We start from the raw sequence: 18,647 nt of genomic DNA, 5'->3' as shown, positions 1-18,647 counted from the left end.
CGATGTGGCGAGCCGGGTTCTGATCATCTTGACGGATAGCCTTAAGGGAGAATTGAGAGTCTGCCGCTCAAATGCGTAGCACTACGCACCAGAATGACTCGCACCGCAAACGGCACGCTCCGGATAAGGAAAGACGTCGTCTTGATAGACGGATCATTCTGGCGAGGCTTTCTGTTCGGCGGAGCAGTCGCGCTGATTTTGCCGCTCCTGTTTGCCCACGCCATGTCGGATCATTCGACACAAGTCGGTCAGGCCATAGCGTTGCTCATCATGTTCGCGCCCGGCACCGTGCTTCCGCCTCTCATGTTCGTCGGGGCCCTGGCCGGCGGGTGCATTTTCAGAGCAGTCTCCGCGATCAAGGAACGGTCATCGAACAGGTGACAGGCCAGTTCCTGCCCCGCGCGGCCTCAGCGCGCGAGCCGGCGGCTAACACTCAATCGCGGCTCACGGCTTCTTCTTCGCGGCTGCGCCAACGCCCGCGGCTTTCTTCGCCGACTTCTTCGCTGGTTTCTTCGACTTGGCCTGGTTGAGCTCGATCGCGGCGCGGATCAGGGCCTTCAACGCGGGGGCGTTGATCTTGTCGCCCTCGAACAGATCGATCGCGCGCCGCACATTGCCCTCGAAGCCGGTGTTGAACAGCTTATCGGGGTCCGGGAGTTGCGCGCCATACATGAATGTCAGTTTCACCTTACCCTTGTGCGCGTTGCCGACCGCGATGATGCCGTCGCGCGACCACACCGGGCTGCCCATCCACTTCCACTCCTCGATGATGCCGGGATCGGCGGCGAGAATGCTCTTGCGCAGGCTGGCGAGCGTCTTGCCGCGCCAGTCGGTGAGGTCCTCGATCATCCGGTCGATACGTTCCGATGCCGTCATTGCTGCCTCGCGTTTCCTCGGCTGCCCCAATCAATCATACTTGCGATGCCGAGGTCGATCCCCCGAGCCGGCGCCGCGGCGCCAGATAGGGCAACGCGAACAGATACAGGCCGCTGAGCAGCATCAAGATCAGCGGGAACAGCGCCAGCAGACCGATCCAGGTCGCCTGCTGCTGCAGCGCCATGGCGACGATGTTGATGATGACCGCGACCGTGAAGACGATCGAGAGCCAGCGGTGCGATTGCCTGATCCAGTTGTTCCAGTTCAATGTGACCTCCTGTTTGAATGTTTTGAGAACCCATAGAATTTCGTCATTGCGAGGAGCGGTAGCGACGAAGCAATCCATTCATCCGCGCGTCCGGCACGATGGATTGCTTCGCTTCGCTCGCAATGACAGGAGCTGCAGCAAATCCTCACTCCGCTCGCACCAGCAGTTGATCGAGCTTCTCGAGGAACTGCTTCCACCCGGCATGAGCGCCGCCATAGGCCTGCTTCTGATGCGGCTGGAAGCCGGACTGCTCGACGCGCAGATGTGTGCCACGCGGCGTCGGCGTCAGCGTGAAAACCACCACGCTCTCGAGATTGTAGGCGGCATCCTCATGCGCGAAATTCCAGGTGTAGGACAGCGTCTTGTGCGGCTCGATGGCGAGCACCTTGCAGTCCAGCACGCCGCCCCACTCGCCGCGCAGATTGAAGCTGTGCCCGACCTCGGGCTTGAAGTCGTTCTTCATCAGCCACTCCTCCATCAGATGCGGTTGGGTCAGCGCGCGCCAGAGCTTTTCCGGCGGATGAGGGAATTCGCGCTCGACGATCGCCGAGCGCGTCTCAGGGGTGGTGTTGTTCATTGGTCCATCCTTTTGAGGAGATCTTCGAGGTGGTCGAACCGGTTCTGCCAGAAGCCCGCCATCTGGCTGGTCCAGTCGATCAGCGGCGCCAGCGCACCGAGTTGCGCGCTGTAATGCGTCTGCCGTCCTTCATGGCGATCGCGCACCAACCCGGCCTGCTTCAGCACGCCGAGATGCTTTGACACCGCCGGCTGAGAAATCCTCGCCCGCGCCGTCAGCGCGGTGACGGTCTGCTCACCCTCGCGGCACAGGCGCTCGAAGATCGCCCGGCGGGTCGGGTCTGCGAGGGTTCGAAACAGCACATCGTGAACGTCCGGCATTTGCGATCAATAACCCGTTGGTTATGGATATACGTATAACCAGGCAGCTATGGATTAGTCAACAGGGAACTTGTAGGCGTGATTTGAGCCGGAATTTCATGCCGTTCAGCAGCTCACCTCATCGGCTCCCCTTAACTCACATATCCCAATGGTTATTTATGCCAGCGAACGGGTCGTGGATCGTGGGATGGATGCGATCGATCGTCACCGGACTGTCCCCGCGCCCTCTTCGATGAGGGGGCGAAACGAAGAGCAAGACTCGGGCAACTCATGTCACGAGAACGCGGACGTTTGACTCACAGTCTGTCAACAGATCGCGCAACATACTCGCTGTCGTCCCTGCGAAAGCAGGGACCCATAACCACAGGTCGCCATTATTGCGTGATGCTGGGACGACGAGTCATGTCCACAATGTCCGCCGCGGGGTATGGGTCCCTGCTCCCGTGCGCAATTGCGCACTAGGCAGGGACGACAGTGGCGATGTGGCACGGCACGACGTGGAAGCGTGCGAACGCACGTCGTTGCGAAGACCCAGCGCATCACCTACAAAGATCGCGCGGATGCGGTCCTTGTTCACGGAGAACCTTGATGTGCGAGCTCTGCGACGTCACACCTCCCGGCCAGACTTCCCGGCGCCACTTCCTCGCCGCCGCGGCGTGCACCGCCGCCAGCCTCGCCTTCGTATCACCGATCTCCGCCAAGGAGACGAAACCGCCGCCGAAGCCGCAGAACGTGCTGCCGCCGGACGCCGCGCTCGACCGGCTGGTGAAAGGCAATCTCCGCTATGTCGAGGGCGTGTCGCGGCGGCATGATTTCAAGCATGAGCGCGAGGCGCTGGCCGGCGGACAGAATCCGTTCGCCGGCATCCTGAGTTGCGCGGATTCCCGCATCGCACCGGAATACGCTTTCGATACCGGCCGCGGCGATCTGTTCGTCTGCCGCGTCGCCGGCAATTTTGCCAGCGACGAGATGATCGCGAGCCTCGAATATGCATCGTCGGTGCTTGGCGTGCCGCTGTTCATGGTGCTCGGCCACGACAGCTGCGGGGCGGTCGACGCCGCGATCAAGTCGCTGAAGGACAACACGACCCTGCCCGGCCATCTGCCCTCGCTGGTCACTGCGATCGCGCCGGCGGTGAAGGCGACCGAGGGCAAGCCCGGCGACCACCTCGCCAACGCCATCAGGCAAAACGTCATCGACAACGTCGCGAAGCTCAAGACGGCGACGCCGATCCTCAATGCCGCGGTCGATCAGGGCAAGCTCAGGATTGTCGGCGCGGTCTATCGGCTGACCGACGGCAAGGTCGAGCTGGTCGCGGACGGCAAGCGGCCGGCGACTTGAACCTCGGCGCCACCTGCAACCACTGAAGCCAAGAACGACATCGCGTGAGCGACATGGAGAAGGCGGATGTGGCGCCGGCGCGGACGGATGGCTGGAGTGCTGCTGCTGGTCGCGGCCTCGTTCCCAGCACGCGCGGGCGTCGAGCCCTGCAACACCGCGCAGAAGCGGATCGAAATGACCGCGTTGCTCCGCCGCGCCGCGGAGGACCGGCCGGTCAACATCACCTTCGCAACCCGGGCCGATGGCGTGAAGCTGCCCGCCGCCGTGATCGAGCAATACCCCGAGGAGATCACGATCATCCTGCAGCACGAATTCGATCGGCTCGTGGTCAGGGATGACGGCTTCGAGGTCGGCGTCTGGTTCAATCGCAAATATGCCAGGCTGGCCGTGCCGTTCGACGCGGTCCGAAGCCTGTGGGACGGCAAGGTCCTGATGTGTACGAACGATCAATTGTAGGAAACGGTAACGTCCCGGCGCTCAACTTGACGTCACCTCAGGTGAATGCCGCTTCCACCTTGCCGAGCCCGTCGAGCTCCATCACGACCACATCGCCCGCCTTCAGCCACACCGTCTTGATCAGGCTGCCGGTCATGACGATCTGGCCGGCATGCAGGCCGCGCCCCTCGGCGGCGAGATGATTGGCAAGCCAGGCGAGCGCGTTGTGGGGATGGCCGAGCACGTCGGCGCCGGTGCCGCGCCCCTCCTCCTTGCCATTGACCATCGCGCGTCCCACGATCTCGCGCAGATCCGGCGCGGTGATGCGCGGCACCGCCTCGCCGAGCACGCAGCCGGCGGCGAAGAAATCGTCGGCGATCAATGTCGGCGCACCGAGCGTCTCCCATTTGACGTAACGGTCATCGACGATCTCGATCGCGGGATGGTAGGCCTCGATCGCTTCCGCGACCCATTCGGCGGTGAACGGCGCTTCGCTCGCAGCCAGATTGCGCGCCAGCCTCACCGCGATCTCGCATTCGACGCCGACATGGACGAAATCGGCCGCCGGCAGTTGCACGCCGCTGTCATGCACCACCTTCTCGAACACGCCGCCGCCACAGGGATGCGGGATGTTGATGTACTCCTGCATCACGGCGCTGGTGCAGCCGATCTTGTAGCCGACGAGGCTGCCGACCTGCGGCTGCAGCAAATCGTGCAGCGCGTACTGCACCTGGTAGCCTTCGGCCTCGTCGAGCGGCACGACGTCTTTCGGAAGCGCCTTGAGCGGCGTGCGGTTGCGACGCGCGCTGGCAATCGCCTTAGCGGCCGCGAGGACCCGATCCATCTGCGCAGCCTCCCTGTTGGTCTCGGTGGCGCGGTGGCCTCCGTCTGCTTACGGCAATTCAGCACTCGTCGACCCGTCTGGCAAGCACGCCGGACGGGAGAGGCTGTCAGGCCTTGACCAGGCCGAGCCTGATCAGGCTCTCGGCGGTCGCGAGGATCATCTCCTCATTGCCGCGCGGCCGCCAGGCGAGCAGGTTCTGCGCCTTGGCGCTGGTCGAGCGGCGCACCTTGCCGAGCAGCGGCAGGGCGGCGCGGGCCAGCGGATTGCGCCGCGCGGCGAGCCGCATCATCCAGTCCGGTGCCTGGAACCGGGGCACGCGCCGCGCCTTGCCGCCGAGCTTCCGGCGCAGCAGCCTGGCCACCTGCAGGACCGACATGGTCTCGCCGGCGACCGCGAGGAACCGCTCGCCTTTGGCTTTCGGCGAGGTCATGGCGCGCAGATGCAGGTCGGCGACGTCGCGCACGTCGACGAGACCGAAATGGATCCGCGGCACCGCCGGCATCGCGCCGTCGAGCAGCGCCCTGATGATGCCGATCGATTCGGAGAAGTCGGGACCGAGCGCCGGGCCGAACACGGCGGTGGGATTGACCACGGCAAGCTCGAGGCCACCTCCTTCGCGCGCGACGAAATCCCAGGCGGCGCGCTCGGCCAGCGTCTTGGATTTCGGATAGGCCTGCACGTCGGGGCCATCGAGATTGGTCCAGACGGTCTCATCGAACGGCTTGGCTTGCGGCGGATGGCCATAGCCGATCGCGGCAAACGACGAGGTGACGACGACGCGCTTCACGCGGGCGTCGCGCGCCGCGCGCAGCACCCGCAGCGTGCCTTCTCGCGCCGGAACGATCAGCTCGTTCTCGTCCTCGGGCACATTGGAGCCGAGCGGCGACGCGACATGCAGTACGTAATCGCAACCGCTGGCCGCCTCGCGCCAGCCGTCGTCGCGCGTGAGGTCAGCGGTGGCGAAGCCGACCTGATCGGCCGTATCAGCGCCGCCCTCGCGCAGCATCGCGATCACATCCTTGCTGCGGTCCGGATTGCGCACGGTGGTGCGCACCACATGCCCGTCGGCCAGCAGCTGGAGGATCGTGTGCACGCCGATGAAACCCGTTCCGCCCGTGACCAAAACCGTACTCATGTCGCTGCCCTCTTCATGGTTCGGCGGGGTCGGACATCGCACCGCCCACCCTGCACAGGCCGCATCTGGTCACTATCTCTGTTCGAGCAAGTAGAATGAAAATCGAGACCGGTATGGAAAACAATACCACGGATATTTGTGACGGCGGTGACTGCGACAGCTGCCCCACCGACCCCGCTCTGCTGATCGACTCCAAGCAGGCGATCCACGCGCTCAGCGGCAAGTGGAAGCTCGAGATCCTGTTCACGCTGATGCATGGCGGCGTGCGGTTCGGCGCACTGCGCCGCGCGCTCGTGCCGATCACCCAGCACATGCTGACCGCGCAGCTGCGCGAGCTCGAGCACGACGGGCTGGTATCGCGCAAGGTGCTCGCCGAGAAGCCGCTGCAGGTCGAATACGAGCTGACGGATTCGGCCTGGGGCCTGACGCCGGCGTTCCGCGAATTGCTGACCTGGTCGAAGACCTACGGCCCGCGCCGCAGCACGCTGGTAAGCGAGACGACAGTCGGAGCCGGACTGGCCTGAATATCGCCTTGCCTTCAAAGCGGCATGCGATCAACCCATACCAAGCGCCTGCCGAAACGGTTCCTCGCCATAGCCGGGCAGCCGCACCACCGCGCGCGTCCAGGTCGAGGATCGTGCTCGCTGCATGGCAGATCGCGCCACATGATGGCGCGTCCTGCGTCGGCGAGTTCGCGGGGAAAAGCGTTGTCGATCCTGACAAGCCCTGTTGGATGAATTGCTCGATTTGCGCGTCGCTCAGCGCACGCGCGTCGTCTCGAATAATCGTGATTGTCTCTCAAACTGTCGCCAGCCATCGATGGTCCGCAATGCGCGGAACCTGACCGGCCCATTCGATTCACTGGAACCCCACGAGCTCAGGCTCGCAGGGACGATCAGCGTTTCCTGTCGGAAACGGATCAGCCCAGGAAGAAGACCGATGCGATATTGAGAGTACGTGTCATCATGGCGGCGCGAACCTATGACCGGTGCGCGCCGGAATCAATCTGTGGTGGCCAGCCGCCACTATTCGTCGCGATAGACCTTCTCGCGCTTCTCGTGGCGTTCCTGCGCCTCCACCGACAGCGTTGCGATCGGGCGGGCTTCGAGCCGCTTCAGCGAGATCGGGTCACCGGTCTCTTCGCAATAGCCGTAGGTATTGTCTTCGATGCGCTGGAGCGCCGCGTCGATCTTCGAGATCAGCTTGCGCTGACGGTCGCGGGCACGGAGTTCGATCGCGCGGTCGGTTTCCGAGGAAGCTCGGTCCGCGAGGTCGGGGTGATTGACGTTCTCTTCCTGCAACGTCTGCAGCGTGACCTTCGATTCGCGGAGGATCTCATCCTTCCAGGCCAGCAGCTTGGCGCGGAAATAGTCGCGCTGCCGCTCATTCATGAAAGGCTCTTTTTCAGTCGGCCGGTAGTTCTTCAGCTTTTCCAAAGGCAGCCATGTCCCTGTCAGGCGGAGGGAACAGGACCCCTCCGCGCGGCGCCTTATATAGCCACGTCATGTGACAGACAATATCTGCCACCGCGAAAGGCGGGCTCCCCCCAAGGCCTTGCACAGGCAAACTTATCCGCCCTGCCCGGAGCCCGCCCTTCCCCCTCAATAGCCGACCGTGAAACGCTGTCGGATATGGGCCGGGCGCTCGATTTCGTCGGCGAGTGCAACTGCGAAATCCTCGAACGAGATCGAGCTTTTACCGTCGGCTGCGGTCAAAAGCTGGTCGGTCCCGAGCCGGAACTTGCCGGTCCGCTCGCCCGCCAGGAAGAGCGCCGAGGGCGACAAAAAGGTCCAGTTCAGCTCCTTTTCCTGGCGCAGCAGGTCGAGGAATTCGGCCCCCTTCGAGGCCTCGGCCTTGTACTGGGGCGGAAAGTTCGGCGTCGTGACCAAGCGGACGCCCGGGGCCACTTCGAGGCTGCCGGCGCCGCCGACCACGAGATAGCGGCCGACCCCGGAGGCCTTGGCGGCGGCGATCAGCTTGAGGGGGTCGCTGACCGAGAAATGGACGGAACTGATCGCGGCGTCATGGCCGGCCCACAGCGCGGCGAGGCCCGCCTGGTCGTTCACGTCCCCCTTCCGGGCGGTGACACCCGGCAGGGTTGCGATCTTCTCCGGGTTGCGGGCGATGGCGGTGACGGCGTGGCCGCGGCGGGCCAGTTCCGCGGTCAGGCGCGAGCCGGCCTGGCCGGACGCACCGGCGATGGCGATCTTCATCTCAAGTCTCCGATTGATAGTTTCCAATGGTGACTAGATAGCGAAATGGATGTAGGTGTGAAGAAGGCACTCTCGTCTCACCTGATTACGCCGGAGTAACCCGATGAAAGCCGCCAGCCTGAAGCCGGACGCCTATGCCGCCAATTGCCCGACGCGCCAGATCCTCGACCGGGTCGGCGACAAATGGGCGGTGCTGATCCTGCTGCTGCTGCGCAGCGAGCCGATGCGCTTCAACCAGCTCCGCCGCGCCATCGAGGGCATCTCGCAGAAGATGCTGTCGCAGGTGTTGAAGAGCCTGGAGCGCGACGGGCTGCTGCGCCGCCGCGCGATCGCCACCGTCCCGGTCACCGTGGAGTATTCGATCACGCCGCTCGGCTCGACGCTCGCCGAGGCGGTCGATCCGCTGCGCGACTGGGCCGAGCAGAATCTGAAGGAGGTGCTGGCCGCGCAACGCCGCTACGACGCGCAGCGCAAGGCGCTGGCGGCCTGAGGCGATGGCGGCCTGAAACAGCTCAGGTGATCAAGAGGCGCCTAGTATTGCCCGGCCTTGGCGAGCTCGACCTCGACGCGCAGCTCGATCTCGCCGAGCACGGCATCGAGGCCAGGATCGCCGGAGGATTCCTTCAGGCTCGCCGCGGCATCACGCAGCCGGTTCACGGTGGAGGAATCGAAATTGCCGGACAGCAGCCCGAGCTTGAGCGCGTCGAGCACGTCGAGTGCGCCCTTGCCGCGGGCCACCGAGCGCTTGCGGCGTTCGGTCGGGTCTTCAACACCCTGCAGGGCGAGCAGTGCGTCGAGGCTGGCGGCAGCCTTCGGCGCGGCGGTGGAGCGGACCTCCTCCTGCGCGGTCGTCGCATCCGGCAGCGAGAAGCCGCTCGACGAGGTGCGCCGCGTGGAGCTGGCGGACGTGCCAAGCGTGGTGCCGTTCGGTCCGTAGATGCGCATCGCCATGATCTCGCAGGCCTGATGCCGCGAACATCGCAGTTTTATGGTTAACGACGCGTAAACGACCCGGCAATTTCTGCCGCCGCACGGCAGTTTCGCGCTCCCTGGCCAACCCCAGCCAAACGGGAGCCAGACAATTTCGATAAATATATCAATACATTGCTCCAGCGAAACGAAGTGGCACGCAGCTCGCATGGTTAATGGCGGATCGCCGTCATGGGAGTGTCGCGTGATCCGCCAGTGAGTTTGAGGGGAGCATCGGGATGCCCGGCATCCGCATCGTAAGCTTATTCGGGTTGGCCTGCGCCGCGCTGCTGGCGCTGGCGGCTTCCGCCATGCCCGCGGCCGCGACGTCGCGGATCAAGGATCTCGCCAACATCGAGGGCGTGCGGCAGAACCAGCTGATCGGCTACGGCCTCGTGGTCGGCCTCAACGGCACCGGCGACACGCTCAACAACATCCCCTTCACCAAGCAATCGCTGCAAGCGATGCTCGAGCGCATGGGCGTCAACATCCGCGGCGCCACCATCCGCACCGGCAACGTCGCCGCCGTGATGGTCACCGGCAACCTGCCGGCATTCGGCACCCAGGGCACGCGCATGGACGTCACCGTCTCCGCACTCGGCGACGCCAAGAACCTGCAGGGCGGCACCCTGCTCGTCACCCCCCTGCTCGGCGCGGATGGCAATGTCTACGCGGTGGCACAGGGATCGGTTGCGGTCGCCGGCTTCGCCGCCGAAGGCGCCGCTGCCAGCGTCGTCCGTGGCGTGCCGACCGTTGGCCGAATTGCCAACGGCGCCATCATCGAGCGCGAGATCGAGTTCGCGCTCAACCGCCTGCCCAATGTGCGCCTCGCGCTGCGCAACGCCGACTTCACCACCGCCAAGCGGATCGCCGCCGCGGTCAACGACTATCTCGGGGTCAAAACCGCCGAACCAATCGATCCTTCCACCGTCCAGCTTTCGATCCCGCCGGAGTTCAAGGGTAACGTCGTCGCCTTCCTGACCGAGATCGAGCAGTTGCAGGTCGATCCCGATCTCGTGGCGAAGATCGTGATCGACGAGCGCTCCGGGATCATCGTGATGGGCCGCGACGTTCGCGTCGCCACCGTCGCGGTGGCGCAGGGCAACCTCACCGTGACGATCTCGGAGAGCCCGCAGGTCAGCCAGCCCAATCCGCTGTCGCGCGGCCGAACGGTCGTGACACCGCGCACCAGCGTCGGCGTCAGCGAGGACGGCAAGAAATTTGCGCTCGTCAGAAACGGCGTTTCGCTGCAGCAACTCGTCGATGGCCTCAACGGCCTCGGCATCGGACCGCGCGATCTCATCAGCATCCTGCAGGCGATCAAGGCCGCCGGCGGGATCGAAGCCGACATCGAGGTGATGTGATGGCGAGCCTGATCAACAGCACCACCGGCAGCATGCCGAACAAGGCCCTGATGCCGATGTTCAACGGCCGCCCCGATCCCGTGCTGCAGGACGCGATGAAGAAGGTCACGCCGCAGCAGATCACCAAGGCGAAGGCGACCGCGACCGATTTCGAATCCATGTTCCTCAACACGATGTTCTCGCAGATGACGACCGGCCTGAAGGGCGAAGGCCCCTACGGCGACACGGTCGGCACCGGGCCGTGGCGTTCGATGCTGACCGACGAGTATTCGAAGAATTTCGCCAAGTCCGGCGGCGTCGGCATTTCCAACGAAGTGTTCCGCTCGCTGATCCTGCAGCAGGCGAACAAGAGCTAAGGAGCAGCGCGATGAACCAGCGTCCACAGCAGCCGCGGCCAGCCTCCGCCCCCGCCGCGCGGGGCGCGACGTCGACGCCTCCCGACGTCGCGCGTCTTGCCAACGAGCTGACCGAGGTGATGAGCGCGCTGCTCGTCGTCGTCGAGCAGGAGACCGAGTTCGTCCGCGCCGGCAAGATCCGCGAGGGCATGCGGCTCGAGGCGCAGAAGTCGGAGCTGTCGCGGCGCTACATGCTCGCGGTCGAGCATCTGAAGTCGATGCAGAAGATGCTGACGCAGACCGACCCCGAACTGCTGGCGACGCTGCGGCGTCATCACGAGACGTTCCGCGCGATGCTACAGGTCAATTTGACGGTGCTTGCGACCGCGCATGCCGTCTCCGAAGGCATCGTGCGCGGTGTCAACGCCGAAGTGCAGCGCCGCAACATCCCGAACACTTACACCGCGAACGGACAGCGCGCCGCGCCAGGTCCGCGCAACATGACGCCGATCGCCGTCAGCCGCACGCTCTGACGCGCACAAGCCGACAATTTAGCTCAATTCGGCGCAGCTCAGGCAGCGCGGCATTCAGCGTGTTCCCTAACACCGTGTTGAGAGGTTCCCCGTACAGTTGCGGATCGTGAGGGGTTGGGATTTGACTCAAGCAAACTAGTGCCTGTGCACTACGAGGCTGCCATGAGTACAGATTTCAACATCAAGCCGGTGGGGGCACCGGTGGCAGCGCCGATGATCACTCCGGTGAGCGATACGGCGCAGAAGGCGGTGAAGACCGAATTGCCCACGAGCCAGAGCGTCACCGCTCCGGAGCCGAGCGTGCGCGTCACGATCGACCCCAACGCCGTCAATGCGTCTATTTCAAATCAGGCCCCATCAGTCACCGACCAGGTCATCATCGATCGCGACGCGCGCGCCGTGGTCTACCAGGTGGTCGACAATCGCACCAACCTGGTGGTGAGGCAGTTTCCGGAAGAAGCCGTATTGCGCCGCCGCGCCTATTTCCACACGCTCGATCTCAGCAAGGACGCGCCGACGCGGGCGCGCGCAACCGACCGCCGCGCCTAGACGCAGGCGAACGATCCCTCACTTCTGGGTGGCGTAGGCCTTGTCGAGATAGGTCGATCCGGTGGCCGGATCGGTGACGACATTGGCGATCAGCGCCGTCCCCTGCTGCACCAGCGAGAACTTGGTATCGCCGATCCGGAACGCGCCGTCCTTGATCAGGACGTCCTGATATTTGTTGGTGCCGTCGCTCTGATAGTGGACCTTGGCGCGGAAGCCCTCGACGTTCGACACCGAGATGTTGAACGACTTGTTGTTGGCGTACTTGCCGCTCCAGCTGCCCTGGTAGAGGTTCGGATCGACCGCCACATAGGGCGTCTTCGACGGCACCGTCAGGCCGGCAGCCTTGTAGTTGGCGGACAGGATGCTCAACACATCGGCCATGCCGAGAGCTCCGTTGTGACCTCGATCAGCCGCGACCCGAGAGGCCGGCGGCGATGTTGCAGTTGATGTCGATCAGCGACTTCAGCTTCGCCGGGTCCGGATTCATCTGGATGTCGATGGTCTGCTTCATCACGAACACGCTGATGTTGGCAATGTTCTGACGCACCTCGAGCGGCTGCGGATTGTCGTCGCCCTCTGCCGCGCTGAGGAAGATCGACCACAACCGGCGATTGAACAGCAATGCGTGATCGAGCGCCTTGTCGAGGCCGTTCCAGTTCGCCTGGACTTCCTGCAGCTGCCGCGCGGCCTTCAAGAGCGCCTGCGCTTCGATTTCACGTGGGGACGCCGTCGTCGTTGAGGTACGAGCGTAGGCCTGGGCTGCATTCGACATTAATGACCTCGATGGGATGCGGATTTCTCGAGCCGCGGAGACGCAATTCTAGCGCTCGATATTTATGCATCCGGCGCCTTTAAATATGGTTAGCGGGCGTTACGAAATGCGCCGTTCTTACGGCATGGACAGATACCGTAATATCCCGGAGATAAACGAGAAACGGCGGGGTTGCCCCCGCCGTTCCTGAACCGAGTTTTGGCTCGCTTAGCGCAGCAGCTGCAGCACGCTCTGCTGGCTCTGGTTGGCGAGCGCGAGTGCCGAGACCGCGATCGACTGGCGGGTCGACAGCGCCTGGCTGTTGGCCGCTTCCTCGTTGGTATCGGCCAGCGTCAGGTTCGACGAACCGGTCTGCAGGACGTTGATCAGGTTCTTCGAGAAGTCCTGACGGATCTGCACGATCGAGAGGTTCGAACCCAGCGTCGAGGCTTCGCTGCGCAGCGAGGAGCTCGCCGAGCTCAGCGAGGCGATGACGCCGTTGGCCGAGTTGTTGTCGAGGAAGTCGGTGCCCGCGGTCAGCGATTTCAGGCCGAGGCCTGCGGCATCGAACTTGACGCCGGTGATGCTGAGCGTGGACTTGCCGGTCTCGTTGAAGGTGAGCTTCAGGCTGTCGCCGCTCAGCAGGTTGATGCCGTTGAACGAAGAGTCCTGCGCCGTGGTCGTGATCTGCGAGATGGTGTTGTTGTACTGCTGCACCAGGGCCGCGCGCGCCGACTGCGAGGCCGAGTCGGCAACCGGAGCCGTGCCGGCCGCGCTGAACGTCGCCGTGCCGCCGCCGGTGTTGGTGAAGGTCACCGCACCGATCGTCGAGGACGCCGCATCATTGGTCGTGGTGATGACGAGCTTGTTGGAGCTGTCGAGGCTCGCCGTCAGGTTGCTGGCCGACAGCGCCGTGTTCAGCTGCGCCAGCGATGAGTTGGCCCCGAAGGTGAAGGAGAAGGCGGGCTGACCGGCCGAAGCCGCGATCGCCAGCACGTCACCGCTCTTGATCGTGGTGCCGTCGACCAAGTTGGCCGCCGTGCCGCCGAGCGCCGCGGTCGAGGTGACCGACGACCGGGTGGTGTAGCCCGTCGGGCTCTGCAGCACCTGGTTGGCAATCGACTTCGCGGTATCGACCAGCTTCTGCAGCGAGGTGATGCCGGTGTTGGCAGCCTGCAGCACCTGCACACCGTTGCCGATGCCGTCGAGCAGGTTGTTGATGTCGCTGGCGCGGTTATCGAGCGACTGGGCGGTGAAGAAGTTGGTCGGGTTGTCGAGCGCCGTATTGACCTTCTTGCCGGTGGCAAGGCGGTTCTGCGTGGTGGAGAGCAGATCGGCGGTGGACTGGAGGGAGAGGAGGTTCTGGCGAACGGAGGAGGAGAGAATGATATCGGACATTTTCATACCTTTCTGGTGTGAAACTGAGGACAAAGCCGCGCCAGTCCTTTCTGACCGCGCGGATGGCCCATCCTGCGTGCGAGCCCGCGAAGGAAATAGAAATCTCCAGAACGGCATTTGATTCAAATGCCGAAGAATAAAATTGTCGCCGCTGTGCGAAGTTCGCCGTGAAAACTACTGAGACGATTGCCTAATCCGACCCCATGCCGGTGCTTGCGCCGGTCCCGTCATTCACCAAGCGTTAACCATCATGGGAAAGGATCGCTGTCGCATCGGCCCCGGGCCGCGACGGCGGCTGCTAAGCAGTGCCGAGCACAACTTCGTTCCGCTAGCGACGACATCGCGCGACTGCCCGGCAAAGGAGAACGGTCATGGCCCTGAAGGTCGAACTCAAACCGAACGAGCGCATCATCGTCGGCAGTTGCGTGATCACCAACACCGATCAGCGTGCTCGCCTCTTGATCGACGGCGACCGCATCCCGATCCTGCGCGAGAAGGATATCCTGACGCCGGAGACCGCCGACACGCCGGCGAAGCTGATCTATCTCGCAGTCCAGCTGATGTATCTGTCGCCGGACCCGATGGCGCACCACCCGACCTATTTCAGCCTGGTGCGCGACATCATCACCGCGATGCCGAGCGCCTGGCCCTTCATCGAAAGCGTCAACAACTTCATCCTCAACGGCGACCTCTATCACGCGTTGAAGGAATCCAAGAAGCTGATCGCGCATGAGGAGAAGCTGCTTGAGAGCGCGCGCGGTCAGCAGAAGACCAACCAGGACGATACCCGCAAGAGCGCGTAGAGCTCCTCGTGTTGACGCGTTTTCCTTACGCGAACCGGCGTCCATTTCGCTTGAAAACGCTCTAGCCTTCCTCGCCTGAACGAAAAAGGCCTCCGCGAGGAGGCCTTTTTGCTGGCTGGAGATGGGTGGCAGGCAATCAGCTGATCGGCAGATATTTCAGCAGCGTGGTCTGATACAGCATCGACGTGGTCTGATATGAAGCCTGCAGACTGGTCTGCAGCGCCAGGATCTTGGTTGCGACCTCGTCCTGATTGACGCCCTCGACCGAGTCGAGCATCGTTTGCGCCATGCTCTTGAGCTGGGTTTGGCGATCGGTGGCCGCCTTGGTCGCCGTCTGCGCGCCGGCGAACTCGGCCTGCACGTCCTGGATCTGCTGCTGGCCGTTCTGCGGCGCGAGGTTCGCGCCGACGCGCTGCGCCAATGCCGTCACCTGCGCGCTCGCATTCGGATTGCTGGCGTTGGTGGTAACCGCCGCGTAGACCGCGACGTTCTGCAGCAAGTAGCGAAACGCCTGCTCGTTGGCGCGCGCGCCATATTGCACGGTGATCGACTGATCGACCTGCGCGAGGGCGGTGCCGCGCGCCGGTCCCGGCCCGTTCTCGCCGGTGTACCAGTACACGGTGTTGGCGGGGGTGCCCGCGACCAGGCTGGTCGCCGTGTTGAACGGCGGTCCCCCGACCCTGAGCGGCGCCGGGGTCGCGGTCGTGTTGTTGGCGATGCCGAGCGCGCCGAGTGCCGCCGTGTTGGAGCTCGAGATCGAGAGGTTTTGGCCGTCCGCGCCATGCAGGGTGATCACACCATTGCTGATGGTCGACGGGTTCTTGGTGCCGCTGATCTGGTCGATCTTCGCCATCAGCGTCTGCACGCTGTCGGTGACATTGACCTGGTTGCCGGTGGCGCCCGAGGCAACGAAAGTGATCGGGGTCCCGTTCACCGTGATGGTGTCACCGGCTGCGAAGCTGGTCGACAGCGAGTCGGTGCCGGCTGTCCCCGACAGCGCCGTGGCACCTGAGATCGGCGCCGGCGGCGTATTCTGGTTGTTGACGGCAGCGCCCGAGACGGTCGCGACCGGATTGAAGAAGTTGTTCGACGCCGCGACCGCGGAGGCTGCGACCAGCGACGTGTCGCTCAAGGTCTTGATCGACGACGTCAGCGTCGACTGCAAATTGGCCGTCGTCGCCGTGGTGTCGGCGCCGATCAGGAACGAGCCGGCCGGCGGCGGGTTGGTCGTCGTCGCCGTGAGCTCGATCGCCTCGGTGGTGCCGTCGGGCAGCGTGAAGTTGAACTTGATCTTGTCGCCATCCTTCGGATTGACGGCGCCGAGATCGACCGATTCCGACTTCGGCGTGCCGGTCGGCTGGGTCACGGTGGCGCCGGTCAGTGACGACTGCACCGACAGCAGCTTCAGGCCGAACGGCGAGCCGTCCTCGGCAACGCTCGTCACCGTGGTGGTCGCCGGCGGCGACGAGACGCTCAGGCGCCCCATCATGCTGGCGCCCTGATCGGCCTGCTTGCGCTCATTGATGAGCTGGGTCAGGCCGGCCTGGGTTGCCGTGCCCTTCAGCATCGTGTCGGCCGACACCGTGGCCGGCGTATCCATGGCACGGCCGGAAAACAGGTAACGGTCGCCCGACTGGCTGTTGAGCATCGCAACCGCGTTGGCGAAGGCGGCCTGCGCCGTGATCTGGCCCGAGGTCTGGCCGCTGTCGTTGAGCGTCAACGTCGCGGTCGTCGAGGCGTTCTTCACCTGGGTGCCGACATCGGACAGACCTTGCAGACTGAGGTTGGCGACGTTCAGGCGGGTGTTGAGATTGGTGGCGGTGTCGGAGAACGCATTGATGCCGCTGATCTGCGCACGCAGGCTGAGCGCGAAGCCGCGATCGAGCCCCTGCCCCGCATAGGTCGTCGACACCTTGCCCGTCGCAAGCTGCGTCGTCAGGTCATTGAGCTGACTGCGCAGGTTGAGGATCGTGGTGCCGATATAGGAAGTTCTGCCGCTTACGCCGTCGATCGACATGTTACCCTCACGTGAGCTGCAGCAGCGCGTCGTACATCTGCTTGATCGACGACATCACGCGCGCATTGGCCGAATAGGCGTTCTGGAGCGAGAGCAGATGCGCCATCTCCTCGTCCATGTTGACGCCGGAGGTCGAGTCCATCTTGGTCTGCAGCGTGTTCAGCACCACGTCCTGACCATCGGCCAGTTGCTTGGCCGCCGTCGCCGATTCACCCTGCTGGCTGATGAACTGCTTGGCAAAGTTCAACAGCGTCCCGGTGAACGGCGCACCTGACGTGCCGAGGCCGGTCTGCGGCGAATAGCTGAACGAGGTGTTCGACAGCTGGTTCAGAACGAGATTGGCGCGCGTGGTGTCGCCCGCCGGTGTCTGCGGATTGGTCGAATACACCACCATGCGCGAGGGATCGCCGACCAGCGCCGTGTTGACGCTGATGCGCGCGGCAAGGCCGGTCGACTGCGAGCCGTTCGCGGTGATCGCGCCGGTGTAGAGCCCGCCATTGTCGGTGAACAGCGGAAGCTGCGGATCGCCTGAGGTCAGCGACGAGACCGTCGTCGTGACCGATGCCGCGGTCACGTCGGCCTTGTTGGCGGCGCCATCGTCGAGCACGCGCAGCGTCGAGCCGGACGGATTGGAGAACTGCAGGCCGGCTCCGCCGAGCGCGCCGTTGAGCTGCGACAGCACCGAGCTCATGCCGCCGGAGAAATCCACCCCCAGCACCTCGTCGTTCGGATCGACGGTCGCGGTATTGCTCAGCGGCAGCACGCTCGGATCGTCGACGCGGATGATCGACAGGTTGTGCGTTAGGCCGGTGGTGTTGTCCTTGTAGGAGACGTGGATGGTGTTGCCGCTCTGCAGCCCCGAGAGATCGAGGTCGAAGCCGGACTGTGCCCCTGCGGTCGCCGCCGTGCCCGCCGTCGTCTTGTCCGACAGCGCGCTCGACATTGCGGCGGCGAACTGGTCGATCTGCGTCTGGGCCTGCGCCAGCGTCTTGTCGCGCAGCTCGAGATAGGCGGCGATCTTGCCCGACCGGATCGAGTTGGTCGACACCATGTCATAGGTGCCACCATGCGGGAACGTGATGGTGATGGTGCCGACGGTGCTCTTGGTCGGGTCGGAGTTGTACTGCGTGTTGGGCGTCATCGTGCCCTGGGCGTTGAAGCTGAGCGTCGCCGCTTCGGTGCCGACCAGCTGCACGCCGGAATTGGTGAACACGGTCACCTGGTTCTGGCTGTTGGTGACGGTGCGGATGTCCATCAGCTGCGAAAGCTGGGTGACGTAACGGTCGCGCTGATCGAGCAATGCCGCGGTCGAGGCGTCGGTCGTGCCGGCACTGGCCGCGAGCTGCACATTGAGCCGCGCGATCTGCTGCATGGCATTGTTGGCGGTACCGACGGAGTCGCTGATGCCGGCCTCGGCGTTGGCGCGCAGCGTCTGGATTCCTTGCGAGGTCGCGTTGAGCTGCTGCGCCATCGATTGCGCGGCATTGACGACGCCGATCCGCGCCGACTGCGAGTCCGGGCTGGTCGACAGCCCCTGCAACGCGGTCAGGAACTTGTTGTAGGCATCCTCGATCGTGCCGGTGGAGTCGGGATTGCCGTAGACGCCCTGCAGATTGGCAAGGAAGCTCGAGCGAACGTCGGCATACGACGCGCCCGACGTCTCGGTGCGAAGCTGGGTCTGCAGGAATTCGTCGAGCTGGCGGTTGACGCCGGTGATCAGGACGCTCGATCCGAACTGGCCGGTGGTGCCGGTATCCTGGTTCAGCGTCTTCCTGACGTAGCCGGGCGTCTCCGCGTTGGCGACGTTCGACGACACGAGCGAGAGCGAGGCCTGCGTGGCGCGCAGGCCCGACATCGCGGTGGAGAGGGCTTGGCTCAAACCCATGCTGAGTACTCGCCTTTACTGCTTCACACGTGCA

At 64.1% G+C, this 18,647-nt stretch carries 23 protein-coding genes and 1 pseudogene; 9 read left to right on the top strand and 15 right to left on the bottom strand.

The window, feature by feature from the left end:
• Positions 1–444: 444 nt before the first annotated feature.
• From FBZ93_RS20715 to FBZ93_RS20700, 4 genes are all read right to left on the bottom strand, one after another.
• Positions 445–876, bottom strand: coding sequence for a DUF1801 domain-containing protein (locus FBZ93_RS20715; RefSeq protein ID WP_146987966.1), 432 nt, complete (start codon positions 874–876; stop codon positions 445–447).
• Positions 877–910: 34 nt separating this feature from the next.
• Complete coding sequence (locus FBZ93_RS20710) at positions 911–1,144, bottom strand: hypothetical protein (protein WP_146987964.1); 234 nt, start codon at positions 1,142–1,144, stop codon at positions 911–913.
• Between the two features lie 145 nt (positions 1,145–1,289).
• A complete protein-coding gene (locus FBZ93_RS20705) occupies positions 1,290–1,721 on the bottom strand; it encodes an SRPBCC family protein (RefSeq protein ID WP_146987962.1) in 432 nt (143 codons plus the stop codon).
• Positions 1,718–2,041 carry an ArsR/SmtB family transcription factor gene (locus FBZ93_RS20700; protein WP_146987961.1) on the bottom strand — a complete coding sequence of 108 codons (324 nt, stop codon included), beginning with the start codon at positions 2,039–2,041 and terminating at the stop codon, positions 1,718–1,720. The genes FBZ93_RS20705 and FBZ93_RS20700 overlap by 4 nt, the downstream gene beginning before the upstream one ends.
• Positions 2,042–2,629: 588 nt before the next feature.
• On the opposite strand from FBZ93_RS20700, the gene FBZ93_RS20695 reads away from it, so the two are divergent.
• Together FBZ93_RS20695 and FBZ93_RS20690 are read left to right on the top strand one after the other, a co-directional pair.
• On the top strand, positions 2,630–3,382 hold the full coding sequence (locus FBZ93_RS20695) for a carbonic anhydrase (protein WP_146987959.1): 753 nt from the start codon (positions 2,630–2,632) through the stop codon (positions 3,380–3,382).
• Positions 3,383–3,448: 66 nt separating this feature from the next.
• Positions 3,449–3,838, top strand: coding sequence for a ClpXP protease specificity-enhancing factor SspB (locus FBZ93_RS20690; protein WP_146987957.1), 390 nt, complete (start codon positions 3,449–3,451; stop codon positions 3,836–3,838).
• A gap of 37 nt (positions 3,839–3,875) precedes the next feature.
• On the opposite strand, the gene FBZ93_RS20685 is transcribed toward FBZ93_RS20690, so the two are convergent.
• Together FBZ93_RS20685 and FBZ93_RS20680 are read right to left on the bottom strand one after the other, a co-directional pair.
• Positions 3,876–4,661: a 2-keto-4-pentenoate hydratase gene (locus FBZ93_RS20685; protein WP_146987955.1), complete on the bottom strand. Its 786-nt coding sequence runs from the start codon at positions 4,659–4,661 to the stop codon at positions 3,876–3,878.
• A 106-nt stretch (positions 4,662–4,767) separates the two neighbouring features.
• Complete coding sequence (locus tag FBZ93_RS20680; protein ID WP_146987953.1) at positions 4,768–5,796, bottom strand: SDR family oxidoreductase; 1,029 nt, start codon at positions 5,794–5,796, stop codon at positions 4,768–4,770.
• A gap of 95 nt (positions 5,797–5,891) precedes the next feature.
• Between FBZ93_RS20680 and FBZ93_RS20675 the strand changes: the two genes are divergently transcribed.
• Entirely contained in the window at positions 5,892–6,320 is a 429-nt protein-coding gene (locus FBZ93_RS20675) for a winged helix-turn-helix transcriptional regulator (protein ID WP_146987952.1), read from the top strand.
• A gap of 42 nt (positions 6,321–6,362) precedes the next feature.
• On the opposite strand, the pseudogene FBZ93_RS41350 reads toward FBZ93_RS20675, so the two are convergent.
• The 3 genes and pseudogenes from FBZ93_RS41350 to FBZ93_RS20660 form a co-directional block, all read right to left on the bottom strand.
• Positions 6,363–6,582, bottom strand: a pseudogene (locus FBZ93_RS41350) (phytanoyl-CoA dioxygenase); the annotation flags it as partial.
• Between the two features lie 239 nt (positions 6,583–6,821).
• Positions 6,822–7,187, bottom strand: coding sequence for an RNA polymerase-binding protein DksA (gene dksA / locus FBZ93_RS20665; RefSeq protein WP_021077973.1), 366 nt, complete (start codon positions 7,185–7,187; stop codon positions 6,822–6,824).
• Between the two features lie 210 nt (positions 7,188–7,397).
• A complete protein-coding gene (locus tag FBZ93_RS20660; protein WP_146987950.1) occupies positions 7,398–8,009 on the bottom strand; it encodes an NAD(P)-dependent oxidoreductase in 612 nt (203 codons plus the stop codon).
• 103 nt (positions 8,010–8,112) lie between these two features.
• Between FBZ93_RS20660 and FBZ93_RS20655 the strand changes: the two genes are divergently transcribed.
• On the top strand, positions 8,113–8,499 hold the full coding sequence (locus tag FBZ93_RS20655; RefSeq protein WP_074131694.1) for a winged helix-turn-helix transcriptional regulator: 387 nt from the start codon (positions 8,113–8,115) through the stop codon (positions 8,497–8,499).
• 41 nt (positions 8,500–8,540) lie between these two features.
• On the opposite strand, the gene FBZ93_RS20650 is transcribed toward FBZ93_RS20655, so the two are convergent.
• The gene (locus tag FBZ93_RS20650; protein WP_146987948.1) at positions 8,541–8,954 is read right to left on the bottom strand and encodes a flagellar assembly protein FliX; all 414 of its coding nucleotides are present in this window, start codon (positions 8,952–8,954) and stop codon (positions 8,541–8,543) included.
• A gap of 263 nt (positions 8,955–9,217) precedes the next feature.
• Between FBZ93_RS20650 and FBZ93_RS20645 the strand changes: the two genes are divergently transcribed.
• The 4 genes from FBZ93_RS20645 to FBZ93_RS20630 all read left to right on the top strand — a co-directional run bounded on the left by FBZ93_RS20645 (position 9,218) and on the right by FBZ93_RS20630 (position 11,759).
• On the top strand, positions 9,218–10,342 hold the full coding sequence (locus FBZ93_RS20645; protein ID WP_146987946.1) for a flagellar basal body P-ring protein FlgI: 1,125 nt from the start codon (positions 9,218–9,220) through the stop codon (positions 10,340–10,342).
• Complete coding sequence (gene flgJ / locus FBZ93_RS20640) at positions 10,342–10,698, top strand: flagellar assembly peptidoglycan hydrolase FlgJ (RefSeq protein WP_094194282.1); 357 nt, start codon at positions 10,342–10,344, stop codon at positions 10,696–10,698. The genes FBZ93_RS20645 and flgJ overlap by 1 nt, the downstream gene beginning before the upstream one ends.
• 11 nt (positions 10,699–10,709) lie before the next feature.
• Positions 10,710–11,210 carry a hypothetical protein gene (locus tag FBZ93_RS20635; protein WP_146987945.1) on the top strand — a complete coding sequence of 167 codons (501 nt, stop codon included), beginning with the start codon at positions 10,710–10,712 and terminating at the stop codon, positions 11,208–11,210.
• A gap of 162 nt (positions 11,211–11,372) precedes the next feature.
• A complete protein-coding gene (locus FBZ93_RS20630; protein ID WP_167529129.1) occupies positions 11,373–11,759 on the top strand; it encodes a hypothetical protein in 387 nt (128 codons plus the stop codon).
• An 18-nt stretch (positions 11,760–11,777) separates the two neighbouring features.
• Here the strand turns inward: FBZ93_RS20630 and FBZ93_RS20625 are convergent, their stop codons facing one another.
• From FBZ93_RS20625 to FBZ93_RS20615, 3 genes are all read right to left on the bottom strand, one after another.
• A complete protein-coding gene (locus tag FBZ93_RS20625) occupies positions 11,778–12,140 on the bottom strand; it encodes a hypothetical protein (protein WP_050424141.1) in 363 nt (120 codons plus the stop codon).
• 25 nt (positions 12,141–12,165) lie between these two features.
• Positions 12,166–12,531, bottom strand: a complete 366-nt coding sequence (flaF, locus tag FBZ93_RS20620) for a flagellar biosynthesis regulator FlaF (RefSeq protein WP_029085370.1) — start codon at positions 12,529–12,531, stop codon at positions 12,166–12,168.
• A 207-nt stretch (positions 12,532–12,738) separates the two neighbouring features.
• Positions 12,739–13,908, bottom strand: coding sequence for a flagellin (locus tag FBZ93_RS20615; protein WP_146987943.1), 1,170 nt, complete (start codon positions 13,906–13,908; stop codon positions 12,739–12,741).
• A gap of 371 nt (positions 13,909–14,279) precedes the next feature.
• On the opposite strand from FBZ93_RS20615, the gene flbT reads away from it, so the two are divergent.
• Positions 14,280–14,711, top strand: coding sequence for a flagellar biosynthesis repressor FlbT (gene flbT, locus FBZ93_RS20610; protein WP_146987941.1), 432 nt, complete (start codon positions 14,280–14,282; stop codon positions 14,709–14,711).
• A 136-nt stretch (positions 14,712–14,847) separates the two neighbouring features.
• Here flbT and FBZ93_RS20605 read toward each other — a convergent pair whose 3' ends face one another.
• Both FBZ93_RS20605 and flgK read right to left on the bottom strand, forming a co-directional pair.
• Positions 14,848–16,728, bottom strand: coding sequence for a flagellar protein (locus FBZ93_RS20605; RefSeq protein WP_146987940.1), 1,881 nt, complete (start codon positions 16,726–16,728; stop codon positions 14,848–14,850).
• 7 nt (positions 16,729–16,735) lie between these two features.
• A complete protein-coding gene (gene flgK / locus FBZ93_RS20600; protein ID WP_167529128.1) occupies positions 16,736–18,613 on the bottom strand; it encodes a flagellar hook-associated protein FlgK in 1,878 nt (625 codons plus the stop codon).
• Between the last annotated feature and the right edge of the window lie 34 nt (positions 18,614–18,647).

The organism is Bradyrhizobium macuxiense (assembly GCF_007993935.1).
GTDB classification, from domain to species: domain Bacteria; phylum Pseudomonadota; class Alphaproteobacteria; order Rhizobiales; family Xanthobacteraceae; genus Bradyrhizobium; species Bradyrhizobium macuxiense_A.
The sequence above is the reverse complement of the archived record's forward strand: the minus strand, read 5'-3'. Positions and strand labels throughout refer to the sequence as shown.